We start from the raw sequence: 20,083 nt of genomic DNA on the forward strand, positions 1-20,083 counted from the left end.
ATAATACTTACTTCTGATTTCTTGTTGGTTCATTGTCGATTTCAAAATTTGTGCAAAGTAACGACATATTTTGCACATGGCAAAAAGAAACGCCTACTTTTTTACAGTGAAGTGAGCGCATTTTAGTGCTCCTTTCAGTTTTTATCTGTATCTTTGCCGCTAAATCTATATTAATAAGGTAATAACAATGGGAAAAGAAAAAATCATATTGACGGGAGACCGCCCTACCGGCAGACTTCATATCGGACATTATGTAGGTTCGTTGAAACGCAGAGTTGACTTGCAGAACGCAGGTGATTACAGTAAGATGTTTATCTTCATCGCCGATTCGCAGGCGTTGACCGACAATATAGACAATCCTGAAAAGGTACGTCAGAATGTAATCGAGGTTGCCCTCGATTATTTGGCTTGCGGCATCGACCCGTCCAAGGCCACTATCTTCATCCAGTCGCAAATCCCGGAACTGTGCGAACTCAGTTTCTACTTTATGGATCTTGTCAGCGTATCCCGCCTGCAACGTAACCCGACTGTGAAAGCGGAAATCCAGATGCGTAACTTTGAAGCGAGTATCCCCGTAGGTTTTTTCACTTATCCCATCAGCCAGGCTGCGGACATCACGGCGTTCCGTGCAACGACCGTCCCCGTCGGCGAAGACCAGGAACCGATGCTCGAACAGGCACGCGAAATCGTCCGCCGGTTCAACTATATATATGGTGAAACTCTGGTAGAGCCTGAAATCCTGTTGCCGGACAATGCGGCTTGCCTGCGTCTGCCGGGAACCGACGGCAAGGCGAAAATGAGCAAATCACTCGGCAACTGTATTTATCTGTCGGAAGAACCGGAAGAGATTCAGAAGAAAATCATGAGTATGTACACTGACCCGGGACATCTCCGCGTACAAGATCCGGGAAAGATTGAAGGCAATACCGTATTTACTTATCTCGACGCTTTCTGCCGCCCCGAACATTTCGAACGCTTCTTGCCGGACTATCCGAATCTGGAAGAGTTGAAAGCTCATTACCAACGCGGCGGATTGGGTGACGTGAAAGTAAAACGTTTCCTGAATTCCATCATGCAGGAGACTTTGGAGCCGATTCGCAATCGTCGCAAGGAGTTCAGCAAGGATATCCCTGCTATCTACGAGATGCTTCAGCAAGGCTGCGAAGTGGCAAGAGCTACGGCTGCCGAGACTTTGGCTGACGTAAAGAAGGCGATGAAGATTAATTACTTTGATGACAAGGAATTGATTGAAGAGCAGGTGAAACGTTTCTCGCAAGAGTAAAAGATTTCGTCTGGGAATAAACATAATTATAAGGTAAAGGCTGCCCTTCTTTTGTAGAACAGGCAGCCTTTCTTATCGGATATTTTTCAAAGATTCAGTTTGTTTCTTCCTCGTCATTCTTGAACAACACATCCTTTAGTTTCTGATAAAGGAATGAAAGTATCAGCAATATCAATCCCAGAATGATAAATACAATAATCTTGCCGATGGTCGGCATAGCCCATAAATCATCAAAGACGAGTTTGAGCAGGACTATTCCGAAAGTCGCAAGGCTCACCATGCGGAGTACTTTCTGATGCAGGCGCATGCCCAACCCCATTTGGACGAACCCGGCAATGCTTAATGAGAGTGACAGCCCGGCACTGAAATCGTCCACTCCTACTTGCCAAAGGAAAGAGCGTACCATTGTCAGCCAAAGGAGCGTGGCAAGAATATTCAGATATACGGTGAAACGGGATTTTATGCCGATTGATGTATAGTACATACGTGCTACATAATACAAATTCGCTATTACGAACGCAGCTGTCAGCCATGGTAGTACAACAGGAGGGGAAGTCCATATTCTCTGGTCGCCCCATATATTTATAATATATACAAGTACGTTTGCCCCGATAGTCAAGATATAAGAAGTGAGATGTTTCGTTATCGGGAATCGTTTTCTGAAAGCATAGCAAACACTCGAAATGGAAACGGCAGTAAACAAGAACATTGCTCCGCTTCTCGTCGCCCCTTCAAAATACAAATTGAATTCCATCATAAATGTATAATAAAGTATGATTACGGAGACGATAAGCATAAAAGGATTCCAGAAGCTGTATTTCAACCGACGTGCCGTAGAGAAGAAGGAATGATAATATTCCATTAATAAAGCAAATGCTCCTGTCGCTAATCCCACAAACAAAGAGGTGGCAAATGAACTATTCAGAAAAATTGTATCCAAGGAATGATGTTCAAACATCACACTATACACATCCATCAAGTAAAAAACGAAAGTGAGTCCTACCAGAACTTTAGCCGCATACTCATATACTCTAATTTTCGACTTAACATAGAGCCACAACAGCAATACCATTTCCGATGCCCACAGCAAGGTTATATAGTTTCCGTCCAGTTGAATCGGAACTGTAATGGAGACAAATGTCAGCACAAGCCCCAACGTGGTATGCACGAGGAATTTATATTCCTTCCTATTCTTCCACAACCAAAGAACCAGCCCCAAGTTAACGAGAGCGATAAACAGGCTCAACAGACCGCTCGCCTTAAAAGACAGTCCCATGTTCTTCAGGAATAGAATCCCCGAAAGCAGATAGACAAAATTATTAGTGATGATGACAAATACCAGCCCGCGGCTCATTGCCTGTATCTTCTCTCCACGGAGAATGGAAAACACTGGAAGCAAAAAGATAAAATAGAACAGGGTAGCGAACATCAGCAAATGCCCCGAAATGACCGTAGAGCGGGAAGAATAACTCAACAATAAGAAACTAGCCATGATAAGGCAAGTAAAGACAAATGAGATAATCGGAAGCTCACTCCACTTTTTATAGATGGAAAGCCCGAACATTCCCAAATTCAAAATGCTCACATAAGTAAACAGAACTTGATAACTTCCTTCACCGCTACTCACAATGAAGGGGGCTAAAAATCCACCTACAAGTGCAATAATAGCCAGCTCACGCCTGTCATATATCACAGACAGAACAGACATAAATATAGTGATAGCTACCAGAATAATAAATGCAACAGTCTGCGAGAAGATATGATAATAATGGAATGCGATAGCAACCGTGAGATAGAACACAGCGAAAGCACCACCGGCAAGCAGTGAACTGAATGTACGATATTTCTTCTGCAAGCGTTCGGCAACAAACAGTAGTGCCGCCCCCGTCAGGAAACCAAGTACGGTACGGAAAGTCTCGTTTATCCAGTTCTTGTCAATAGCGTACTTCACAAAGAACCCCACCCCTATCACAAATATGAGAATACCAATCTTTCCGAAAAGGTTTTCACCGATAAACTTTTCGTAGTTTACTTGTTTCTTCGACGGTTTCGGGGTAATCGGTTTTGCGGCAATCGGAGTCGGGGATATTACAGAATCTTTCTCAGCAATATCCTCAACTGTAATCTTTTCAATAATCTCTTCTTGAATCTTTTCCGGAACATCTTCCGAAATCTCTTTCGGGGCATCTTTCAAATTATCGACAACCGCAGTCTCTACAATCGTACTTTGTCTTTGAACAACCAACTCCTCTTCAAGCAATTTTTCTTTTGACAAGACTTCTGCTACTACTTTTTCAGGCATCTCTTCACTTGATGTCATATCACCAGGAGCCATTTTTGCCTGCCTTTTCAGAAGAGCATCCATCTGTTTTTTTATTACATCAAGTTCTTTCTCCATCTTCGTAAACCGACCATCAAACCGACATAGCAAAACAATAAGTATCACTATACCGAGCAGCGGATATACACTATTCAAATCGCCCATAGTATTTTGTATTTGATTCAATATCACAAATATAGAAAAAATAACTAAACAATACGATTATTTTGGTAAAGAAGAATCTTTCAGCTATCAAAGTGAACAACGCCTCAACCGACATTTTTCAGGAATCTCCGGAACAGACGAATCAGGAAATATAACTCTAAATTCTAACAAATCGTTTTTCAAAGGAGAAACCATTATCCATATTTCATTCCCTTTTATAGTATCCGTTTGAATATACATGCTTATCTCTTCATACCGCTGCCGTCCACGGACTGCAAAGTTTATGTTTTCTGCCACACGACATTGCAAATCTCCATTCTTCTTTCGAGCAGTATAGATACCAGTAATCTTTTCTTTATCACCACATACCAAATCTAATTTTACTTGCCATAAACTATCTTCACCACACCATATGCCTGAAAAATCCATAGGAAAAGAATATCCAGTAACTTCATGAAATGCTTCAACTTTCCCTTCTTTAAATTTAGCAAAAAACACAGGTGTCCTATCCCCCCCTTCTGGCAAACAACATATAATTAAACCAAGAAGCAAAAACTCCTGATGATGTATCCCTATGTGGATAGAGCACAGACAATGGAATCTCATCAAAATCAGCATCATATACTTTAGCAAGAAACAAACTGTCGTTCCTTAGTTCCCAAGTAGCGACATAACCTCTTGCACAAGCAGTATTCCATTTGGTATATTTATAAGTACTATCTGTAACGATGGGATACCCTCCCATCGTAATAGACCCCGTCAATAACAATCTTCCTTTATAAAGAATACGATCCGGTTCTTGCATTGTAGCTAGCGCAGAGAGTGGAAACAGAATACATACGAAAAGTAAAATAATTAGATTTCTCATAATACTTTATGATTTTAATAATTAAAGATAGTAAAAAACCGAACAGATTATATTATTTTTCCCCATTATCTGTTCGGTTTTTTACTACTTTGTCTATTTTTAAGCAGGCGTCAGTTCTCGATTGAACTAATAAAAAAGACGGCTGAAAGCAGAAACCTTTTATTTCAGGGTTCACTTTCAGCCGCTTTTCTTTTCAGTCGGCGGTTACGGAAAATCACCGGATATTGAATTTACTTTATCACTTTGCAGTTTCTACCAACACAACACGGTTCAGAATCGGTTGACCGAACTTATCGACGCCACCACCGGCGGCAACCTTCAAGTTATCAGCAGGAATACCATACTTCTTAACCAGCAAGTCTTTAACAACCTGTGCACGTTCCAGACTCAACTTCTGGTTGAAAGCCGGACTACCTGTTGCAGAGTCGGCATATCCGTTGATAGTATAGGTAGTGCCCGGGAATTCTTTAATGCGGCTGGCAAGATAAGACAGGTTCATTTCTTCTTGCGGAGACAGTTTATCCGAACCAATCGTGAAGAATACGGTACGCGGAGCGATATTCGGGTCTGTAATGACTACCGCTTCCTGTTCTTCCACTTCAACCGGTTGTTGTGCATTGGCCAACTGCTGTTGCAACTGCATATTGGCGGCTGCCATCGCATTCATCTGGTTACGCATCTGATTCAATTCGAGTTCGGAGATAATCTGTGGTACAGGACGCTGGAATCCACGAGTCGGGAAATAATAAGTTACGCCGACAGTAGCACCGAGGATACCGTCATAATCACGTTTACCACCATGTTCACCGTCAAATTTGCCTTCAAGGCCGGTCGCACTCAACTCAATGTTCAAGTCGACAGCACTGGACAGGCGGAAACGGTTGATAATACCTGCATTGAAAGTAGCGGCATTAGTGTGAGGCTTTGAGTAAGAATGAGCCCAGCCGGCACCGATATAAGGAATGATTTCATATACACGGTTCGGGTTGTATCCACCGAAGAGCGCGTTCAGGTTAATCATCAAATCACCGTGAAGGTTCATGTAATCCCACCTCTGTTTGTAAGAACCGTCTTCTCTCGGGCCACCGACTACATAATTGGCAGTTTCATTCATTGTGAATCCTTTAGCTTGCAGTCCGCTGTATTGCATACGCAATCCGAAGCCCGGAGTCACCCATTTGCCGAGAGACACGTTGAATGTAGGAGCGACGCGGTCTCTGAATTTGCCGATATGGTCATTGTTACCATACAACACTTGAGCACCGCCTCCTACTGAGAAGAACCAGTTGCTCCAGAACGGGTTGGTTATTACTTGATATTTATCTTGTACCTGAATCACTTCGTATTCAGTTACCGTCATAGTCTGCTGCGCAGAAGCGACAGACGCAACGCCGGCAAAAGCCAGCAACATCAGAATCTTTTTCATATACCTAATAGTTAAGTGGTTATTTAAATCTTTTTCTTTGTTGAACTAATTAAATAACACGAACTGAACTAAAAGGTTTTAGAAATAGATGAAATTATTTGCTTTATTTGAATAAACGTTCGATATCTTCTTCCTTGATTGTCGTCAAAACAGTTTTCCCGTCCGGAGTGTAATTCGGTGAGGGACAGGCAAAAAGATTATCCACCAGGCTGACCATTTCCTCGTTGCTAAGCACCTGTCCGTAAACGATTGCCGCCGCACGCGCCAATGTCAATGCCAGTATATTCTGGATTTCTTCCTTCACATCGTTCCCTTTTTCCATCGCCGTATGTAGCATATTGCGCACCAATTCGACCGGATTCAGCCCTTCGATACCCGACGGGATTCCGTTAATGGCATAACTTCCGCCACCCAAATTACTCAAATCGAAACCGACGGCGGATAAATCATCCATAATGCTTTGCAACACAGCAGCTTCCGAAGCCGGCAATTGCAATATTTCGGGGAAAAGAACACCTTGCGATACTCCCTGCTTCTGCTGAATCTGAACCATATAACGGTCGTAAAGCACCCGGATATGCGCCCGATGCTGGTCGATAAGCATCAAACCGGATTTTACGGAAGTCAGAATAAACCGCCCCTTAAACTGCAAATGCTGGTTCCCTTTTTCTATCACAGGCTCGCTGGCATATAGAGTGGAAGAAGCCATAGAGGTCACTGTCTCCACTTTTTCTTCTATAACGGACGTTTCTTCGCTGACAACCGAGTCTTCCCACTCCATTTCAGGTTCCGGCATCGGATTATTCATCTTGCTGGCTTTCGTCAGACCACCGTATAAATCTTCCCATTCCACCTTTGAACGGCTGTACGAACCGCCGCCACTACCGCCTGCGGATACTTTGAACGGATTATAATCCGAATTATAATGTACCTTGGGCGGCTCAGAAGTTGTCTTTTGTTCAAATACGGGAATATCAGGCATATCTTCCGTATCAAAATCAATGGAAGGAATAGCGCTGAACTTACCCAACGACTCCTTGACCGATGCTGAAAGTATCTGCCAGATGGCCTGTTCATTCTCAAACTTGATTTCGGTCTTGGTCGGATGGATATTCACATCAATATTAGCTGGGTCTACTTCGAAATAGATAAAGTAAGAAATCTGTTCGCCGGCAGGAATCAACTGCTCATAAGCCTCCATCACCGCCCTGTGGAAGTAAGGATGGCGCATATAGCGTCCGTTGACGAAGAAGTACTGATGAGCGCCTTTCTTACGGGCTGTCTCCGGTTTGGCGACGTAGCCGGAGATTTTCACCATGGTGGTATTCACCTCTATATTAAGTAACTGCTGATTTAGCTTTTTACCGAAGATGGCCATAATACGCTGACGCAACGGAGATACCGGAAGATTAAAAAGTTCGGAATCATTGCTATACAGTGAAAAAGCAACTTCAGGATGAACCAGAGCAATCCGTTCGAATTCGGCAAGGATATTACTCAACTCCGTTGAGTTTGCTTTCAGGAATTTACGGCGCGCAGGGACGTTAAAGAACAGGTTCTTTATGGAGAAATTGCTCCCTTTAGAGCAGGAAACAGCTTCCTGACTCTCCACCGTAGAGCCTGCTATCACCAGTTTCGTTCCTAGTTCTTCCGATTCAGGGCGTGTCTTCAGTTCCACCTGTGCCACTGCCGCGATGGAAGCCAGAGCTTCTCCGCGAAATCCCATCGTACGCAAAGCAAACAAATCAGCAGCTTCACGTATCTTGGAAGTAGCATGGCGCTCGAAGGAAAGACGGGCGTCCGTTTCGGACATTCCCTTTCCGTCGTCAATGACCTGTATGCTGGTTTTCCCCGCATCAGTCACCAATACATGTATATTTTGCGCATCTGCATCAATCGCGTTCTCCACCAGTTCCTTGATAACAGATGCCGGACGTTGTATCACTTCACCGGCAGCAATCTGGTTAGCTACCGAATCAGGTAACAAATGAATAATATCGCTCATAATTCTCCTGTTCATATTCTTTCAGGCACGGATTTCACGGATTACGCGGTGGTAAATTGCAAAAACCGTGAAATCCGTGTAATCCGTGCCTGTTATCATCTTTCATTCACTTTTTTAAAAACTCCAGCTTCCTGTCGCCAAATAATGCCATATAAATAGAAGGAAAGCAATGATAACCAATATGACTCCGAAGGAAACCGGTTTACGGCCACTTGCCTTTCTTCTTTTCAGATGGGTCGTTCCCTCGACAAACTTGCCACGGATATCTTCCGGATCAAATTCTTTCTCCGGCAGCATGCCCAAGTCGCGCTTTGCCTTTTCTTCCATCTTGTCGAGCTTTTCCTTGCGCTCGTTGACGTAAATGTATTGATGATTAAAACCACGAGGTTTCCTCATCGAATTAAACATTCCCATACTACTTCATATTAATTAAGTTTCGCTTTTCTGTTTTCGGTCGCCGATCGGTGGTAGGTTTCAGGGTTTCTCCCGCCCGTTTGCTCCTCCAGTTGAATATATCGTCTTTATTCAGCGGACGGACATAGTCGAACCAGGCAAAAGTAGGAAGGCACAGTTTGTCGGGCGGTATTTGGTCCATCGGATACATGGTTCCGTTGGACTTGCCGATAAACAGTCCTTTTTCCATTTTCTTATCTTTCATATAAAGATGAAGCACACTACCTTCCAGGCAATTGAATCCGGTCATTGTGCTGTCTTTTTCCTCGGGGTAGAAAGCGGTCTGCACATTACCAATCACTTCGATATGCCGCATATCTCCATTTTCAAAATAGGCTTTCATCTCCTTGCCGGACACTTGATTATAGTGGATGGAGTCTTTCATTTCCACCGTCAGTGCCTGGTTGATGATATGCGCCCAGTCAATGGTGCTGTCGTTCATATAAATCTTAATCTGCTCGCCAAGTAGCTGCTGACCGTCATTCCAGAGAATCGGGTCGGTGTACATCGTCATGCAGGAATCTTTCGAGTTATAAACCAGTGAGTCACATACTCCCTGCACATCGGTACGGTACATACGCACTTTATGGTAAGCCTTCATCAGGCGGAACAAAGAATCGGTATTCAGATTATAAGACACCATCTGCAAAGTATCACCGTGCATAAAGAGGCTATCGCCTTGTGAATAATCAATGGCAACAGCCCGTTTGGTAGCAAAGGCGGAGTCCGTCAACTCATTATAGAAACAGTAATCGCCTGTCAGCATATTCTTGTTGATGGTATCCGTCATTCTCACATTATCAAAGGCTTCGCCATAACCGATGACGCGGTCATAGAACAAACTGTCACCTACCAGTTTCTTTCCCTGATTGGTCAGGACAGAACGGTCGAGCAGTTCGGCTTGCTCGGTCAGTGTGTTATAGAATCCCCGTTCGGAGTAGATGTGATTATTATCACTCACGATATTGGAAGGGCCGAGGATAACGGCAATTTTATTATCGGTATTGTAGCGCAGTGTATCGGAAGTCAATACGAACTTAGGATTCACGAGTTTCACGTCATGGTTGAATACTGATTGCTTTGTCGCAGGGCTATATTCCCCCCAGTCGGAAGTCAGCACATTTTCTTCATCCATTAAAGTTCCGCCTTCAAAGTAATATCCGAGGTCGTAGAGACGGTCGTAGTTCAGACTGTCTGTCAGCAGGGTGGTGTTGCGGTTAATCATCTTCACGTTTTCACGGAGTTGGGCTATCTGCGTCATTCCGTCATAGTAAAGGTAGTCACCGTATATAAATAAGGTGTCTCCCTGCTCCATACGCACATTGCTAAAGGCTTCCACCGAGTTCGTTTTCTCGAAAATCAATGCACTGTCACAGTACATATACATACTGTCATGGCGCATTTTCACGTTACCGATCAACACTTGCACATCCGGACGAGCCAGTTTATCCGCCTGTCCTTCGTCAGCATGGAGCAAATAAACTTTCGTCTTTTTATTCTCCGGCTGCTTCTTGTCGTCCGATGGTTTCTTGGGGTTTTGCGCCACAAGACATACACCAAACAGGCATAGAAAGCCTATAAGGAGCCATCTATGCCTGTCTTGTTGTTTATCTTTCTTATTTTGTTTCAGCATATAAAATCAAGCTGTTAAACATCAATCCTTCTTCACCCAACCCGGGTACTTGAAGTCACACTTCTGCCAGTTTTCGTTGATACGTACATACGTATGTTTCTGTTTGTCAAGAATCCACTTATGCAGCATCTCTTCGCGACGCTTGTCCATTACGATTTCTTTCAAGTCCTGATAGTCTTCTGCGATAGTAGCCTTATGACCGTTGATTTTCGCTTTCAACTTCACGATAGCACAGACTTCTTTTCCATCCTTCTCGTTTATCATTGTAAAGGCTTTTGAAATCTCACCCACATTCATCTTATCTACTACCTTAGCTACATCCTGCGGAAGATCCTGCATCTGGAACTTGGAAGTAGTAACACCTGAGTTCTCGTTGATGTTCACCATGATACCATGATTGTTGCGGGTATCCTTATCTTGTGAGATAACGGCAGCCGCTTCGTCAAACGTAAATTTGTTGGCACGGATGTCATCAGCAATAGAGTCCAGACGTGCACAAGCCTCGGTCAGTTCTTTTTCAGATACTTTCGGACGCAACAGGATGTGACGGGTATTCACACGGTCACCACGTTTCTCGATCAACTGGATGATGTGATAACCGAATTCCGATTCTACAATCTTGGAAACTTTCTTCGGGTCCTGCAAGCTGAATGCCACATTCGCGTAAGACGGATCCATCATACCACGTCCCATAAACCCGCACTCACCACCTTTGATGGCAGATGCCTTATCTTCGGAATACAGACGCGCCAGTGTAGAGAAGTCAATCTCCCCTTTAGTCACACGGTCGGTATAGTCACGCAAAGTCTTTTTTACATCTTCGATTTCGGAGATAGGAATCTTCGGTTGCAAGGTGATAATCTGCACTTCCACCTGTGTCGGGATATACGGAATACTGTCCTGCGGAAGGTCTTTGAAGTAACGGCGTACCTCTGCCGGAGTCACCTTGATTTCTCCTACCAGTTTCTGCTGCATCTTCTGTACCGTCAGACCGTCACGTGCATTGTCACGCAATGTCTCACGAATCTGTGTCGCGGTTTTATTGAAGTACTCCTCCATTTTTTCTTTAGAACCAATCTGCTGGATATACATGTTGGTCATCATATCCACACGTTGTATGATTTCCGCTTCGGAAACTTCGATACTATCCAACTTTGCCTGGTGCAAGAACAGCTTCTGCACTGCAATTTCTTCAGGGATTACACAATAAGGGTCGCCTTCGAATCTGCGGCCGTTATACAGGGCATCCATACGTGCCTCTTCTACATCTGATTTTAAAATAGCTTCGTCACCTACTACCCAAACTACTTCATCAACCACATTGTCCTGTGCATAAGTTGCCACATTAGCAAATACTGCCAGGACAAGGGTAACAACAAATCTAAAGTTCACAAACTTCTTCATTCTTTGTATTTAATAATTATATATAATCTTCTTCTTGCTTGCTGCTTGTTGGTACAGGTCGCTTTTTACTTGTTCCATAAAACTCACCCGTTTTTGATTGACCAGTAAGTCTTTCACTTCCGGGCGGGCAAACTCATACGGTTTTTCCTCTCCTACTCCACGATAGTCGCTCACATTGAGGAAATAATAGTATGCCGTATCTTTCAATTCTATCTGCCGGTGTTTATTCACATATTCCTCGGGCGCTTCGTCCTTCAGCGGAATCAAGTCCAGTACATCTGTCACCGGCACCCATTTGTCATAGAAGTACTCGTATTTCACTGCATTCTGCAAACTATATTTCTCGAGACTCTCTACTGCATCCTGTTTATCCGACTTATACCATCTGCGGACATTATTCAACTGCGGGGCCGTTAACGGCACTTTAATGAACAATCCCTTTATCAGCGGGCTTTCCAACTTAAACAGCTCCTTGTTTTTCCCGTAATACTCCGCAAGTTCCTGCTCGGGAATATCGTTCGTCAGTTTCTGATTAATCAGTTCCTGCTGATAAGTGTGCATAATCAACGCTTTCCGATAATTCTCCACCAGCTTCTCTACATCCACATTGTCGGGAATATTGTTTGCTGCTTTTTCATACAACAAAATCTCTTCTGCCCAGCTACGAATATAATGCTCGGCGAAGAGAATGCTATCATCTTTTGACAATCCGACAGGAAGTACAGACATCAAATCTTCTTTATATAAAAAATTACCGTCCACCTCTACCAAAGGAGTCTTTCCTTTGTGGTCGCGCCGTTCCTTGCACGCTCCACAAGTAAGAAGGGTAATCAGTAAGAGGACTAATATTCGCATTGTCAACTGAAATCTACTTATTTAAGGTACGAAGATAGTGAATAATCGGTTACATCAGTTATTATTAACTGTTTTTAAAACCTCTTGGTTTATTTCAACCTTACCGGACTCCCTCAATTCCCGCGTCCAGTACGTGTCAAGATAGGTTCGATAATCCCTCCGCACCCGGTCTATTACTTCCCGATAATCATCCGGTCCCTTCTGTTTTTCGCCAACAGCAATGGTAAAAGGATAAGACACCAAAGATTCAAATCCGCCCTTCTTGAAAACCAGTTTATCTATATATTTATTGTCTCCGTCGGCAAAAATACCCTGTTCAATTTGTATCTTTTCTACTCCGGATTTATTAAATGTTTGCCGAAGTTTATCCGTCCATTCATTTTGTGGCAGTTTCTTCAGCATTTTTTTTGCCTGTTTGGCGGTCTTTTTGTCTGCGCAATGAAGAACTGCTCCCTTATACCGGGGAGTATCCCAACGGTAATCCGACGAATGAAACTTGAAATAAGTCGCCAATCCGGCACGGTCGTTCATTGCAGGCAAATCAACTTTCTGGCGTGTCACCTCTTTTATGAGATAATCTTCATTGGATTTTTGCAGGGCATAACGAATTTCGGGATGCCTTTTATCCATATTTCTGCTTTCATAATCCAATAACGACTTGGCTGTAAATTCATCAAGCTGCCGTTTTACGGCCTGCGGATGTGAAGCGGCAAAGCGCTTAAACATGGCTCCCGTATAGTTCTGTCCATCAATGGTGAACAAGGTTTGTCCTGTTCCGCCTTTTATTAACAGTTCATCTATACCTACCTGATTGGGAGTATATTTCCAGTCTTTTTTCAATCGTTCCACTACTTTCGTTGTGGCTTTATCCAATATCTCCCTCCGTCGCATACGCTCCATCAGTTTATCGACGACTTCCTCATAGGCAGGCAGTTCTTTCCGGTCTGTCACTTTCAGGATATGGATTCCCGCAGGAGTAAAGAAAGGTTGGGATACTTCTCCCTTCGACAGGGCGAAAGCCACATTCTCAAATTCAGTGGTTGCCTGCAAACCTTCTATCCAACGGCTCTGCTTGTCATCCGAATATTTTTCCACCAAACTGGAGAACTCCAGTCCGGGTTGATTTTGTATAGCCCGGTAGATAGAATCCATACGGGTCTTTTGCTCTTCCAGGTGACGGGAACTAATCGTTTGCGGCAGATATTTAAAAATCTGCATGACCTGTACTTGTCCGCTACGTGCTTTTAGTCCCATCTTCTGATATAGGGCACGGGCACAACTATCCAACGTCGGTTTATCTATCAGATAAGATTCCGTCAGTTTAGTCCGGTTTATCTCCTGTTGTTTACGAAAAGCGTAAGTCGTGTCGAGTCCGGCTGCTTTGGCAGCTTCCACCTTCTGCATGGATCGGGCAAAAAGTTCCGCATACTCCTTCGGAGAAAGATTAGTACCCGTATCGGCCGTATTGCGACGATATGAATATTCAAACTCCGAACGGGATATCTCTCTCCCATTGACACGCATCAACACAGGGTCTTGCCGGGCAAAGACCGAGACTGCAAAGAGACATACACACCCTGACAACAGACTTCTTTTCATCATCAATTCCTATTTTACAAACAACGAACGGTGAGCAGCAAACATACGCTGATTGACACAGCTTGTTCACCGTTCACCGTTAGTTAACAGTTCACCGTTTATATATGTTATTCCGGACGGCTATAATTAGGCGATTCACTGGTAATCGTCACGTCGTGCGGATGGCTTTCCATTACACCTGCATTGGTAATACGCGTAAACTTCGCATCGTGAAGTTTCTCAATACTGGCAGCGCCACAGTATCCCATACCTGCACGCAGACCGCCTGTCAACTGATAAACCACTTCGAAAAGCGTACCTTTATAAGGAACACGGGCAGCGATTCCTTCCGGAACGAGTTTCTTCACATCGGCTGTTCCACTTTGGAAATAACGGTCTTTCGAACCGTTTTCCATTGCTTCCAAAGAACCCATACCGCGGTAGGATTTGAATTTACGGCCATTGAAGATGATAGTATCACCTGGAGACTCTTCAGTTCCAGCAACCAGTGAACCGATCATCACGCTGTATCCACCGGCAGCCAGTGCTTTCACAACATCGCCCGAATAACGCAGACCACCATCAGCGATCAAAGGAATGCCTGTACCTTTCAATGCTTTCGCCACATCGTACACAGCCGACAACTGAGGAACACCCACACCTGCCACCACACGAGTCGTACAGATAGAACCCGGACCGATACCGACTTTCACAGCATCAGCACCCGCTTCCACTAAAGCCTTCGCAGCAGCTCCGGTAGCAATGTTACCTACCACAATGTCAATGCCCGGGAAACGTTTTTTCGCTTCTTTCAACTTTTCAATAACGAACATAGAATGTCCGTGAGCCGTATCGATAACGATGGCATCCGCACCCGCATCTACCAAAGCCTGCATACGATCCAGTGTATCGGCAGTCACACCTACACCGGCAGCTACACGCAAACGACCTTTGGCATCTTTACAAGCCATCGGTTTATCTTTTGCTTTTGTAATATCTTTATACGTAACAAGACCGATCAACTTTCCATCCATTCCAACAATCGGAAGTTTCTCAATCTTATGTTTCTGAAGAATCTGTGCGGCAGATTCCAGATCGGTAGACTGGTTCGTAGTCACCAATCTCTCTTTCGGAGTCATTACCAGATCGATACGTTTATCCATGTCTCTTTCGAAACGCAAATCTCTGTTGGTAACAATACCTACCAAATAACCTTCATCATCCACAACAGGGATACCACCGATTTTGTATTCGGCCATAATACCTAAAGCATCGCTGACAGTAGAACCTCTCTTGATAGTTACAGGGTCATAAATCATACCATTTTCGGCACGTTTCACAATGGCAACTTGTCTTGCTTGTTCTTCGATAGACATATTTTTGTGAATCACGCCAATACCGCCTTCACGAGCAATGGCAATAGCCATTTTCGCTTCGGTAACCGTATCCATGGCAGCCGTCACAAACGGAATTTTCAACTCAATGTTTTTAGAAAACTTTGTCGAGAGGTCGACAGTGCGCGGTAAAACTTCAGAATAAGCGGGGATCAACAGTACGTCGTCGTAAGTCAACCCATCCATTACAATCTTATCAGCAATAAATGACATAGGGCTATGCGTTTAAAAATTATTGCGTGCAAATATACAGTTTTTATTCAAAACAGCATACCTGCACGCCTATTTTTTTCGCTTTTTTTTAATTAGCCATTTCAGAGATGAACTTGATACGTACCAAGCGAACTTCTTCTTCCGTGAAGTCGTCGCCCAATTCATCAAGCGCATCGTCAATCTTATCTGTGGTAGATTCCTTGAAATAATCGTAGATATCGAGCATATGGTCTTCGTCCATGATTTCTTCCAGGAAATAATCGATATTCAGTTTCGTTCCCGAATACACAATCGCTTCCACTTCGTCCAGCAATTCGCCGAACTCGATTCCTTTGGAAAGAGCGATGTCATCCAACGCCACCTTGCGGTCAATAGCCTGAATGATAGCCACCTTCATCTTCGACTTATTGGCAACGGTACGTACGCGCAAGTCTTCAGGGCGCTCTATCTCATTCTCTTCGCAGTGGCGCTTAATCAGTTTACAGAACTCTTCGCCGTAGCGTTTTGCCTTTCCGGCACCTACACCGGGGATATTTTGCAGTTCATCCAGTGTCACCGGATAGATAGTAGCCATCGCTTCCAAAGACGGATCCTGAAAAATTACATAAGGCGGAACTTCCAGTTTCTTCGAGAGCTTTTTCCGCAAGTCCTTCAACATTGAATAAAGAGCCGGGTCTACCGCACAAGAACCTCCGCCACGTGCTGGTGCTTCTTCTTCAGTCTCTTCAAAGTCGTTGTCTTCTGTAATCTTGAATGATTTCGGCTTCTTCAGGAACTTATGCCCTTCCTCCGTCACTTTCAGGAGTCCGTAATGTTCCACATCCTTGCTCAAGTAACCCGCTATCAAAGCCTGACGAATCACCGCATTCCATGTTTTGTCCTCTTCACCCATACCGGAACCGAAAACCTCAAGGTCTTCATGCAAATGTGCCTGTACTTCCGAAGTTTCTTTACCTTGTAGTATGTCTATTATATAATCTGCTTTAAAATTTTCTTTCACCGCGATAATCGCTTCAATCACGGTACACAATAATTCTTGAGCCTCCACTTGTTTCTTAGGGTTTAAACAGTTGTCACAATTTCCACAATTCTCCTCCGTATATTCTTCGCCGAAATAATGCAGCAACGTCTTGCGCCGGCATACGGAAGATTCGGCATAAGCAGCGGTTTCCAACAGAAGCTGCTTTCCAATTTCCTGCTCTGCCACAGGTTTTCCCTGCATGAACTTTTCGAGCTTCTGCAGGTCTTTGTTTGTATAAAAGGTTATGCACTGACCTTCACCGCCATCTCGCCCGGCGCGTCCTGTCTCCTGGTAATATCCTTCCAGACTCTTCGGAATATCGTAGTGAATCACAAACCGCACGTCGGGCTTGTCTATTCCCATACCGAAAGCGATAGTAGCCACAATGACGTCCACCTTTTCCATCAGGAAGTCATCCTGATTCTTGGTTCTCGTCAACGAATCCATCCCCGCATGATACGGACGCGCATTTACGCCATTCGCCTGAAGGATTTGAGCAAGTTCTTCCACTCTTTTCCGGCTCAGGCAATAGATGATGCCCGATTTCTCCGGATTGTTCTTGATGAACTTGATTATATCCCGGTCGATATTGGCAGTCTTCGCGCGTACCTCATAATATAGGTTCGGGCGGTTGAACGAAGATTTGAAAACTTGGGCGTCTACCATTCCCAGGTTTTTCTGGATATCATGCTGTACCTTTGGCGTTGCCGTCGCAGTAAGCGCAATCAACGGAGCTTTTCCGATTTCATTAATAATAGGCCGGATCCGACGGTATTCAGGCCGGAAGTCATGTCCCCATTCAGAAATACAGTGAGCTTCATCTACTGCATAGAACGAAATCTTCACTGAGCGCAAAAATTCTACGTTTTCTTCCTTCGTCAGAGACTCCGGTGCCACATATAGCAATTTTGTCTTTCCGGCAAGGATATCCGTTTTCACTTGGTCTATCGCACCTTTATTCAACGAAGAATTGATAAAATGGGCAATGCCGTCTTCTTCACTGAAATTACGCATGGCATCCACCTGATTCTTCATCAACGCAATAAGCGGAGAAATTACAATAGCCGTACCTTCCATCAAGAGTGAAGGTAACTGATAGCACAAAGATTTCCCGCCACCGGTAGGCATCAGCACAAAGGTATCTCTACCACTGAGCAAATTCTGAATGATTGCCTCCTGAGTTCCTTTGAACTTATTAAATCCGAAATACTTCTTCAGTTCATTTGTTAAATTAATCTTCCCTGCCATCTTAACTTAGGTTGTTTTATTCAGTTCATGGTTCAACTTTAAGTAAGCCCCCTTTTTCAAGAGAGCCAAACAAAGTTATAAACAACTTCGTAATTACCAAGCAAAATGTGACTAATATTTTCAAGAAAATACAGTAACAATCATTTTTTGTCGCCTTACGCTCTGATTTTAAGCGGTTTGTAGTCGTGCCATATTCGCTTTCTCCAGTTGATGTTTCGCGTAATCCAGCGTCACCTCATACTCTTTTTTATTCTCCGAGGGGATTTCAAACATGACATCCATCATGATTGTTTCCACAATAGAGCGCAATCCACGGGCACCGAGCTTGTATTCCACCGCCTTGTCCACGATATACTCGAAGACAGAATCCTGAAATGTCAGCTTGATGTTATCCATTTCAAACAGTTTGATATACTGCTTGATGATAGAGTTTTTCGGTTCGGTAAGGATAGCACGGAGCGCGTTGCGATCCAACGGATTAAGATACGTCAATACCGGAAGGCGTCCGATTATCTCTGGAATCAGTCCGAATGACTTCAAATCCTGGGGAGCGATGTACTGCATCATGTTATTCTTGTCTACCGTCGCTGTTTTCTGCGAAGCCGTATAACCTACGACATGCGTATTCAACCGCTGCGCGATTTTCTTCTCGATGCCGTCGAAAGCACCGCCACAGATAAAGAGGATATTCTTGGTATTCACCGGAATCATCTTCTGGTCGGGATGCTTGCGTCCGCCCTGGGGAGGAACATTCACCACTGAGCCTTCGAGCAATTTCAGCAATCCCTGTTGCACGCCTTCACCGCTCACGTCGCGAGTGATGGAAGGATTATCACCTTTACGGGCAATCTTGTCGATTTCGTCGATAAACACAATACCCTGTTCCGCTTCCGCCACATTATAATCGGCTACCTGAAGCAGACGGGTAAGGATACTTTCAATATCTTCGCCCACATAACCGGCTTCCGTCAACACCGTAGCGTCCACAATCGTAAACGGTACGTGCAGTAACTTGGCAATGGTACGTGCCAGCAATGTTTTTCCCGTTCCGGTGCTACCCACCATAATGATGTTAGACTTTTCAATCTCCACATCATCACTGTTGTCTTTTTGCAACAGGCGTTTATAATGGTTGTAGACCGATACGGAAAGGAAACGTTTCGCGTCGTCCTGTCCGATTACATACTGGTCGATGAATTTCTTGATTTCTACCGGCTTGGGCAGTTCCTTTAAATTGAGTTTGGTAGCTCCGGCGCTTTTCTTGCCCTCACCCAGAGCTTCCTGAGTAATCTCATAAGCCTGGGTAGCGCAACTGTCGCAGATGTAACCGTTCATTCCCGTAATCAGGAATCCGACTTCATTCTCCGACCTGCCGCAGAAGCTACACTTTTTCTTTGTTCTTGAATCAGCCATTTTTATTTCTTAATCAATACCTCATCAATCATACCATATTCTTTCGCTTCCTGCGCTGTCATCCAGTAGTCGCGGTCTGAATCCGCCCATACCTTATCAAAGTCAGTATGCGAGTGATCGGCGATGATTGTATAAAGTTCTTTCTTCAATTTCTGAATCTCACGGGCCGTGATTTCAATGTCCGAAGCCTGTCCCTGCGCACCGCCCATCGGTTGGTGGATCATCACGCGTGAGTGGGGCAACGCAGAACGTTTGCCTTCGGCACCGGCTACCAGCAATACAGCCGCCATCGAAGCCGCCATACCTGTACAGATGGTGGCAACATCACTGGAGATAAACTGCATCGTGTCATAAATGCCCAGTCCGGCATATACACTTCCGCCCGGAGAGTTGATATAAATAGAAATGTCCTTGCCCGGATCTACAGAATCCAGATACAGCAACTGTGCCTGAAGCGTATTTGCCGTATAGTCATCTACCTGGGTACCCAGAAAAATGATGCGATCCATCATCAAGCGTGAGAAAACGTCGAGTTGAGTTACGTTCAACTGCCTTTCTTCCAGAATATAGGGATTCAAATACCCGGCCTGCGATTTAATCACATCATCCAATACCATGCCATTCATTCCTAAATGCTTGGTTGCGTATTTTCTAAAATCATCCATGTTAATTGTTCCTTTCTTAAAATTTAAAATAAACGTAAGTACAAAGAAACGAAAAAGAATACAGAGACACAAAAAAACACAGAGTTATAATTTTATAAAAACTCTGTGTTTCTGTGACATTATATGCTGTTCAACCGAAC

General features: G+C 44.1%; 15 protein-coding genes. 1 reads left to right on the top strand and 14 read right to left on the bottom strand.

The genetic code is table 11. The annotated features are described in order from the left end of the window. Positions 1 to 187 precede the first annotated feature (187 nt). Entirely contained in the window at positions 188 to 1,282 is a 1,095-nt protein-coding gene (gene trpS / locus AB5443_RS18700; protein ID WP_073347521.1) for a tryptophan--tRNA ligase, read from the top strand. A gap of 94 nt (positions 1,283 to 1,376) precedes the next feature. On the opposite strand, the gene AB5443_RS18705 is transcribed toward trpS, so the two are convergent. From AB5443_RS18705 to clpP, 14 genes are all read right to left on the bottom strand, one after another. Then, the gene (locus tag AB5443_RS18705; RefSeq protein ID WP_277135015.1) at positions 1,377 to 3,767 is read right to left on the bottom strand and encodes a DUF2339 domain-containing protein; all 2,391 of its coding nucleotides are present in this window, start codon (positions 3,765 to 3,767) and stop codon (positions 1,377 to 1,379) included. 87 nt (positions 3,768 to 3,854) lie between these two features. Next, positions 3,855 to 4,292, bottom strand: coding sequence for a hypothetical protein (locus AB5443_RS18710; protein ID WP_277135014.1), 438 nt, complete (start codon positions 4,290 to 4,292; stop codon positions 3,855 to 3,857). Further along, positions 4,273 to 4,635, bottom strand: coding sequence for a hypothetical protein (locus tag AB5443_RS18715; protein WP_277135013.1), 363 nt, complete (start codon positions 4,633 to 4,635; stop codon positions 4,273 to 4,275). Before AB5443_RS18715 ends, AB5443_RS18710 begins: the two co-directional genes overlap by 20 nt. Before the next feature lie 238 nt (positions 4,636 to 4,873). Then, on the bottom strand, positions 4,874 to 6,061 hold the full coding sequence (locus AB5443_RS18720; protein WP_277135011.1) for an OmpA family protein: 1,188 nt from the start codon (positions 6,059 to 6,061) through the stop codon (positions 4,874 to 4,876). A 103-nt stretch (positions 6,062 to 6,164) separates the two neighbouring features. Continuing rightward, a complete protein-coding gene (gene mutL, locus AB5443_RS18725) occupies positions 6,165 to 8,066 on the bottom strand; it encodes a DNA mismatch repair endonuclease MutL (RefSeq protein WP_022137743.1) in 1,902 nt (633 codons plus the stop codon). 114 nt (positions 8,067 to 8,180) lie between these two features. Beyond that, positions 8,181 to 8,480 carry a hypothetical protein gene (locus AB5443_RS18730; RefSeq protein WP_022137744.1) on the bottom strand — a complete coding sequence of 100 codons (300 nt, stop codon included), beginning with the start codon at positions 8,478 to 8,480 and terminating at the stop codon, positions 8,181 to 8,183. A gap of 1 nt (position 8,481) precedes the next feature. Continuing rightward, positions 8,482 to 10,152: an OstA-like protein gene (locus AB5443_RS18735; RefSeq protein WP_277135009.1), complete on the bottom strand. Its 1,671-nt coding sequence runs from the start codon at positions 10,150 to 10,152 to the stop codon at positions 8,482 to 8,484. A gap of 21 nt (positions 10,153 to 10,173) precedes the next feature. Next, entirely contained in the window at positions 10,174 to 11,556 is a 1,383-nt protein-coding gene (locus AB5443_RS18740; RefSeq protein ID WP_022137746.1) for a peptidylprolyl isomerase, read from the bottom strand. Positions 11,557 to 11,565: 9 nt separating this feature from the next. Continuing rightward, complete coding sequence (locus tag AB5443_RS18745) at positions 11,566 to 12,411, bottom strand: hypothetical protein (RefSeq protein ID WP_044654670.1); 846 nt, start codon at positions 12,409 to 12,411, stop codon at positions 11,566 to 11,568. 54 nt (positions 12,412 to 12,465) lie between these two features. Continuing rightward, positions 12,466 to 14,010 (bottom strand): peptidylprolyl isomerase, encoded by a 1,545-nt coding sequence (locus tag AB5443_RS18750; RefSeq protein ID WP_277135046.1) that lies wholly within the window; start codon positions 14,008 to 14,010, stop codon positions 12,466 to 12,468. Between the two features lie 107 nt (positions 14,011 to 14,117). Beyond that, complete coding sequence (gene guaB, locus AB5443_RS18755) at positions 14,118 to 15,596, bottom strand: IMP dehydrogenase (protein ID WP_022137749.1); 1,479 nt, start codon at positions 15,594 to 15,596, stop codon at positions 14,118 to 14,120. Between the two features lie 88 nt (positions 15,597 to 15,684). After that, complete coding sequence (gene recQ / locus AB5443_RS18760) at positions 15,685 to 17,865, bottom strand: DNA helicase RecQ (protein WP_022137750.1); 2,181 nt, start codon at positions 17,863 to 17,865, stop codon at positions 15,685 to 15,687. A gap of 168 nt (positions 17,866 to 18,033) precedes the next feature. Further along, positions 18,034 to 19,278 (bottom strand): ATP-dependent Clp protease ATP-binding subunit ClpX, encoded by a 1,245-nt coding sequence (gene clpX, locus AB5443_RS18765; RefSeq protein WP_277135008.1) that lies wholly within the window; start codon positions 19,276 to 19,278, stop codon positions 18,034 to 18,036. 2 nt (positions 19,279 to 19,280) lie between these two features. Beyond that, positions 19,281 to 19,943: an ATP-dependent Clp endopeptidase proteolytic subunit ClpP gene (gene clpP, locus AB5443_RS18770; protein ID WP_004297164.1), complete on the bottom strand. Its 663-nt coding sequence runs from the start codon at positions 19,941 to 19,943 to the stop codon at positions 19,281 to 19,283. Positions 19,944 to 20,083: the final 140 nt, after the last annotated feature.

The organism is Bacteroides sp. RTP21281st1_H5_RTP21281_210402, assembly GCF_040918965.1.
In the GTDB taxonomy this organism is placed as follows: domain Bacteria; phylum Bacteroidota; class Bacteroidia; order Bacteroidales; family Bacteroidaceae; genus Bacteroides; species Bacteroides congonensis.